The organism is Cupriavidus sp. CuC1 (assembly GCF_044627735.1).
Classification (GTDB): Bacteria; Pseudomonadota; Gammaproteobacteria; order Burkholderiales; family Burkholderiaceae; genus Cupriavidus; species Cupriavidus ulmosensis.
The window spans coordinates 1-6,727 of the sequence record NZ_JBIUHC010000284.1; the positions used below are offsets into that span (position 1 = coordinate 1).

Below are 6,727 nucleotides of genomic sequence, written 5' to 3' on the forward strand. Positions count from 1 at the left end.
GACCGGCTGGCGCGCCTGCGCCCGCGCGTGCCGCAGCGCTGGCAGGAACGCTTCGATGCATTCTGGTCGGCGCGCAACCCGCGTGAGCAGGCCATCCTGGCCGGCGGCAGCGCCGTGCTGGCGCTGGTGATCGGCTACACCGTCCTGTGGGAACCCGCCGCCGACGGCCGCGCCAAGCTGCAGCGCAGCCTGCCGCAGCTGCGCAGCGACTCCGCGGAGATGGAAACGCTGGCGCAGGAAGCGCGCGGCCTGGCGGCCAGCCCGGCCCCGTCGCTGCGCGGCGAGGCGCTCAACCAGGCCTTGCAGGAAAGCCTGGCCCAGCACGGCCTCAAGGCCACCCGGCTCAACGGCACCGGCGACAATAGCGTGCAGGTGCAGCTCGACAAGGTGCCGTTCGGCTCTGTGGCCAGCTGGCTGCAGGACGTGCGCCAGCAGCAGCGCCTCAAGGTCATCGATACCCGCATCGTCTACGTGGGCGCCACCGCCATGGTGAACGTCACCGCCACCCTGCAAGGCCCCGCGGCGAATCCGGGCGGGCGCGGCTGATGGCGCGCCTGGAAGCCCTGAGGCTCGCCCGCCGCCGCGTTGCCAGCCCTCGTGGCTGGCAACGCGCGGGCTGGCTTGCACTTGGCTGCGTCACCGTGGCGCTGACCGTGCTGGCGGCATTTCCCGCGGCATGGATCGCCGACAGCATTGCCAGCCAGAGCCAGCGCCGCGTGCTGCTGGCCGATGCCGATGGCTCGCTGTGGAACGGCAGCGCCACCCTGGCCCTGTCGGCCGGCGCTGGCAGCGAGACCGCCACCGTGCTGCCCGGGCGGCTGCAATGGTCGGTGGCATTCTGGCCGTTGCTGACCGGCACGCTGCGCATGGTGGTCAGCCACACGGAGGCCATGAGCGGCCCGGTCGCCGTGGCGGTGACGCCGTTTGGCTGGACTGCCCAGGCCGGCGCCATCCGCATGCCCGCGGCGTTGCTCGAAGGCGTCGGCGCCCCCTTCAATACCCTGCGCCCCGACGGACTGATGCGCATCGACTGGTCCGGGCTGCAAGGGCGCTTCTTTGCCCGCGCCGGCGAGCCGGGCGGCGCAGGTGGCATGACCGGCCACCTGACCGTGCGGCTTGACCAAGTATCATCGGCCGTCAGCCGGGTGCGCCCGCTTGGCAGCTACCGCGCGGAGATCGACTGGTCCGGCGCCGATGGCAAGCTGCAACTGACCACCCTCGCCGGGCCGCTGCACCTGCAGGGCAACGGCACGCTGGGCCGCCAGGCGCGTTTCGAGGGCACGGCGGATGCCGACCCCGACGCCGCTACGCAATTGGTAGGCCTGTTGAGCCTGCTGGGACGACGTGAGGACAATGTGACACGGCTGCGCTTCTGACCCCGGCGTCGGTGCGAAACCTTCGCGCCGACGCCCGCAGCCCGGAACCGAATATGAAAACCCAAGCCCTTCGACCTTCGCTCAAGACCCGCTGCGCCCGCGCCACCGCGCTGCTATGCGGCCTGTCCCTGCTGGCACCCGCGCCGCTGTGGGCCCAGCAACCGAGCCAGCCGGCGGCCCAGCCGGGGCAGCCGCCCGACCTGACCCCGCGCAACCGCGACCAGGTCGTGCTCAACTTCGTCAATGCTGACCTGGAATCGGTGGTGAAGGCGGTAGGGCAGGCGACCGGCAAGAACTTCGTCATCGACCCGCGCGTGAAGGGCTCGGTGAACCTGGTGACCGAGCAGCCCGTGTCGCGCGCGCAGGCGCTGGAAACGCTGGGGTCAGTGCTGCGCATGCAGGGCTATGCGATGGTCGAGAGCAACGGCTTCACCAAGGTGGTGCCGGAAGCCGACGCCAAGCTGCAGGGCTCGCCCATCGTGATCGGCAGCGGCAGATCCCGCGGCGACCAGGTGGTGACGCAGGTGTTCCGCCTCAACTATGAGTCGGCCAACAACCTGGTGCCGGTGCTGCGCCCGATGATCGCGCCGAACAACACCATCACCGCCTACCCGGCCAACAACACGCTGGTCATTACCGACTACGCCGAGAACCTGCAGCGCCTGGGCCGCATCATCGCCGCCATCGACGCGCCCGCCTCCGGCGAGGTCGAGCTCGTGCCGCTCAAGAATGCCATCGCCAGCGATACCGCGCTGGTGCTGCAAAAGCTGCTGGACCCGGGTTCCGCCGGCGCCGCCGGCGGGGCCGTGGCCGGCGCGGACGCCAGCCTGCGCACCTCGGTGGTGGCGGAGCCGCGCAGCAATTCGCTGATGATCCGCGCCTCCAGCCGGGCACGGCTGCAGCAGGCGCGCCAGCTGATCGAGAAGCTCGACCAGCCCTATGCGCGCCCCGGCAATATCTGGGTGGTGCCGCTGAAGAACGCTGAAGCCACCAAACTGGCGCAGACGCTGCGCGCCATCGTCGCGGCCGACAGCTCCTTCAACACCAGCCAGGCCGGCACGCCGGGCGCAACCGGCGCGGGGGGCATTGCCAGCGGCACCGGCCTGCTCAACACCTCGACGCCCAACACCGGCCAGTACACGGGCGGCAGCACCGGCAGCTCGCGCAGCGGCTCGGGATCCGGCACCGGCGGCTCGGCCTTCGCGAGCTCGTTCGCCACCAACACGTTGCCGACCACCGGCGGCATCATCCAGGCCGACCCGGCCACCAACTCGCTGATCATCACGGCCAGCGAGCCGGTCTACCGCAACCTGCGCGCGGTGATCGAAGACCTCGACATGCGCCGCGCGCAGGTCTATATCGAGTCGATGATCGTGGAAGTGTCTTCCACCCAGACCGGCCAGCTGGGCATCCAGTGGCAGGGCCTGCTCAACTCGCGCAACAGCAACACCAACGTCTTTGCCGGCACCAACTTCGGCACGGGCGGCCAGAACATCATCAACCTGACGGGTGCCGCCGCCGCGATCAACGCGAACGGCGTGGCGGCCATTCCGAGCGTCTCGAGCCTGGTGCCCGATCTGGCCGGCCTGAACCTCGGCATCGTCAACCGCGCGATCGGGCTGGGCGCGCTGCTGCATGCGCTGGGCAGCGACGGCAGCGTCAACCTGCTGTCCACGCCAAACCTGATCACGCTCGAGAACGAGGAAGCCAAGATCCTGATCGGGCAGAACATCCCGGTCACCACCGGCTCCTATGCACAGACCGGCGGCGCCGCCTCGGTCACGCCGTTCCAGACCTTCGACCGCAGGGACGTCGGCATCACGCTGCGGGTCAAGCCGCAGATCACCGATGGCGGCCTGGTGAAGATGCAGATCTACCAGGAGTCGTCGTCCGTGGTGCAGGGCACCGCCGCCCTCACCCAGGGGCCCACCACCAATGTGCGCTCGATCGAAACCAATGTGCTGGTGGACGACGGCCAGATCATCGTGCTGGGCGGCCTGATCGAAGACACTTACGGCGACGGCGTGCAGAAGGTGCCGGGCCTGGGCGACCTGCCGTGGATCGGCGGGCTGTTCCGCTACGAGAACAAGAACCGCGGCAAGACCAACCTGCTGGTGTTCCTGCGTCCGTACGTGATGCGCACCGCCGGCGCGACCGACCGCCTGACGCAGGACCGCTACGACTACATCCGCGGCCTGCAGCAAGGTTTCGCCTCGCCCAACATCATGGTGCGCGACGGCAACACGCCGGTCCTGCCGCCGGCGGACGCGCCCATGGCACCGTTCGTCGATCCGCGCTCGCGCGGGCCGGTGCCGGGCCCGCTGCCGCTGGAGCAGACGCTGCCGCAATCGCAGCAGCAGCAGCAGCAGCAGCAGCAACAACAACAGCAAAGGCAGCCCCAGGCGCAAGCGCCGTCGGCCAACGGCACCCCGCTGCCGCCGGGCGCCAATCTCGGCAACGCCACGGTGGACGCCGTCCGTCCGGTGAACTGAGACACGACATGGCCACAAGCATCGCCCCCGCCGCAGTGTCCGACGAACCGCTGGAGCCGCCGTCGACCATCGCCGCGCGCCTCGTCACGTACGGCTTCGCGCGCGAGGCCCGCCTGCTGATCGCGCACCAGCGCACCGATGGCCTGGAAGTGTGGGTCAGCCGCGCCACCTCACCGGCGGCGCTGGCCGAAGTGGCGCGCGTGCACGGGCCGCTGCGCCTGCGCGTGCTGGAACCCGAGGCGCTGGAGCTCGCCATGTCCGAGGCCTACAACCGCCAGGACAGCGGCAGCGCGGCGCAGGTGGTTGGCGAGGTGGAGGGCGAAGTCGACCTGTCGCGCCTGATGCAGGACATTCCCGCCGTGGAGGACCTGCTGGAGTCCGAGGACGACGCCCCCATCATCCGCATGATCAACGCGCTGCTCACGCAGGCCGCGCGCGAAGGCGCCTCCGATATCCATATCGAGCCATTCGAGTCGTCCTCGGTGGTGCGTTTTCGCGTGGACGGCACGCTGCGCGATGTGGTACGCCCCAAGAAGGCGCTGCACGGCGCGCTGATCTCGCGCATCAAGATCATGGCGCAGCTCGATATCGCGGAAAAACGCCTGCCGCAGGACGGCCGCATCACGCTGCGCGTGGGCGGGCGTCCCGTGGACGTGCGTGTCTCCACCCTGCCCACCGGCCACGGCGAGCGCGCGGTGCTGCGTCTGCTCGACAAGGAAGCCGGCCGCCTGGATCTGGCCAAGCTCGGCATGGCGCCGGGCACGCTGGGCGGCTTCGATCACCTGATCCGCCAGCCGCACGGCATTGTGCTGGTGACCGGGCCGACCGGCTCGGGCAAGACCACCACGCTGTATGCCGCGCTCTCGCGGCTCGATTCGCGCACCACCAACATCATGACGGTGGAAGACCCGATCGAGTATGACCTCGACGGCATCGGCCAGACCCAGGTCAACCCGCGCATCGACATGACCTTCGGCAAGGCGCTGCGGGCCATCCTGCGCCAGGATCCGGACGTGGTGATGATCGGCGAAATCCGCGACCTGGAAACTGCGCAGATCGCGGTGCAGGCCTCGCTCACCGGCCACCTGGTGCTGGCCACGCTGCACACCAACGATTCCGCCTCGGCGGTGACGCGGCTGGTCGACATGGGCATCGAGCCCTTCCTGCTGTCGTCGTCGCTGCTTGGCGTGCTGGCGCAGCGGCTGGTACGCCGGCTGTGCCAGCACTGCAAGCGCGAGGAAGTGATCGAAGTCACACCCGACGAAGCCGACGTGCTGCTGGCCCAAGGCAAGCCGCTGCAGCGCGTGTGGCATGCGGTAGGCTGCGACAAATGCGGACACTCCGGCTACCAGGGGCGCATGGGCGTGTACGAACTGCTCAGCGTGGACGACGAGATCCGCACCATGATCCATCGCCAGTCGGCCGAATCCGAGATCAAGAAGGTGGCCCTGGAGCGCGGCATGCACACCATGCGCCGCGATGCGCAACGCTGGATCGACTCGGGCGCGACAGCGCTGGAAGAAGTCTTGCGCGTCACGCGCGACTAAGGGCGAGCCGAGAGACATGCCAGCCTATCGTTACGAGGCCGTCGACGCCGCCGGCAAGACCGAGCGCGGCGTCATCGAAGCCGACAGCCCCAAGCAGGCCCGCGCCCAGTTGCGCTCGCGCGGCCTGACGCCGCTCAATGTGGATCCTCTTGCGGGCGTAGGCGGTGTGCAGAAGAGCAGCACCGCTGCCTTCGTGCGCCGGCTCTCCACGCAAGAGCAAGCGCTGTTCACGCGCCAGCTCGCCAGCCTGATCGTGGCCGGCCTGCCGCTGGACGAAGCGCTGGCGGCGCTGGCCGACCAGGCCGAGCGCAGCTATGTGCATGAACTGCTGGCCGGCATCCGCGCGGACGTGGTCGGCGGCAGCTCGCTCTCGGTGGCGCTGTTGCATCATCCGCGCGATTTTCCGGATATTTACCGCGCACTGGTTTCCGCCGGGGAGCACTCCGGACACCTCGGGCTGGTGCTGGAGAAGCTGGCGGACTATATCGAGACGCGCAACTCGCTCACCGCCAAGATCCGGCTGGCCTTCACCTACCCCGCCATCGTCACGGTGGTGGCCTTCGCCATCGTGATCTTCCTGCTGTCGTATGTGGTGCCGCAGGTAGTGAGCGTCTTCGCCAACACCAAGCAGAAGCTGCCGACGCTGACCATCATCATGCTGGCGCTGTCGGATTTCGTGCGCAACTGGTGGTGGGCGGCGCTGGCTTTCATCGTGGCCGTGAGCCTGGGGATACGCAGCCTGCTGCGCCAGCCCGGTGTGCGCCTGGAGTGGCACCGCTGGCTACTGACCGCACCACTGGTGGGCAAGCTGATCCGCGGGTACAACACCGCGCGCTTCGCCAGCACGCTCGCCATCCTGGTTTCCGCCGGCGTGCCCATCCTGCGCAGCCTGCAGGCAGCCGGGGAGACGCTGACCAACGAGGCGCTCAAGGCCAATGTGGATGACGCCACCACGCGGGTGCGCGAAGGCGCGTCGCTGGCGCGCGCGCTGGCGGCGCAGAACCAGTTCCCGTCCGTTCTCGTGCACCTGATCCGCTCCGGCGAAGCCACCGGCAACCTGCCGATCATGCTGGAACGCGCGGCGCAGGGCGAAGGCGCGGAACTGGAGCGCCGCACGCTGTTCCTCACCAGCCTGCTCGAGCCGCTGCTGATCCTCAGCATGGGCGTGGTGGTGCTGCTGATCGTGCTGGCGGTGCTGATGCCGATTATCGAGATCAACCAGCTGGTGCGTTAGTCCGAAGTTCCATGGTGACGCCGCGGCTGCGGCGTCGCGAAGCCCTTTTCCTGATTGAGGAATCGGCTCATTGGGGGG

Annotated in this window: 5 protein-coding genes; all 5 read left to right on the forward strand. The window is 69.1% G+C overall.

Features of this window, described 5'->3' with window-relative positions; translation table 11 throughout:
• The coding region (locus ACGLHR_RS50190) for a type II secretion system protein M (RefSeq protein ID WP_400103401.1) at positions 1 to 546 on the forward strand (546 nt) is incomplete at its 5' end.
• Entirely contained in the window at positions 546 to 1,376 is an 831-nt protein-coding gene (locus ACGLHR_RS50195) for a type II secretion system protein N (protein ID WP_400103403.1), read from the forward strand. The genes ACGLHR_RS50190 and ACGLHR_RS50195, both read left to right, overlap by 1 nt.
• Positions 1,377 to 1,429: 53 nt before the next feature.
• The gene (gene gspD, locus ACGLHR_RS50200) at positions 1,430 to 3,868 is read left to right on the forward strand and encodes a type II secretion system secretin GspD (RefSeq protein ID WP_400103405.1); all 2,439 of its coding nucleotides are present in this window, start codon (positions 1,430 to 1,432) and stop codon (positions 3,866 to 3,868) included.
• A gap of 8 nt (positions 3,869 to 3,876) precedes the next feature.
• Entirely contained in the window at positions 3,877 to 5,415 is a 1,539-nt protein-coding gene (gene gspE, locus ACGLHR_RS50205) for a type II secretion system ATPase GspE (protein WP_267604607.1), read from the forward strand.
• Between the two features lie 16 nt (positions 5,416 to 5,431).
• Positions 5,432 to 6,649 carry a type II secretion system inner membrane protein GspF gene (gene gspF, locus ACGLHR_RS50210; protein WP_318236144.1) on the forward strand — a complete coding sequence of 406 codons (1,218 nt, stop codon included), beginning with the start codon at positions 5,432 to 5,434 and terminating at the stop codon, positions 6,647 to 6,649.
• Positions 6,650 to 6,727: the final 78 nt, after the last annotated feature.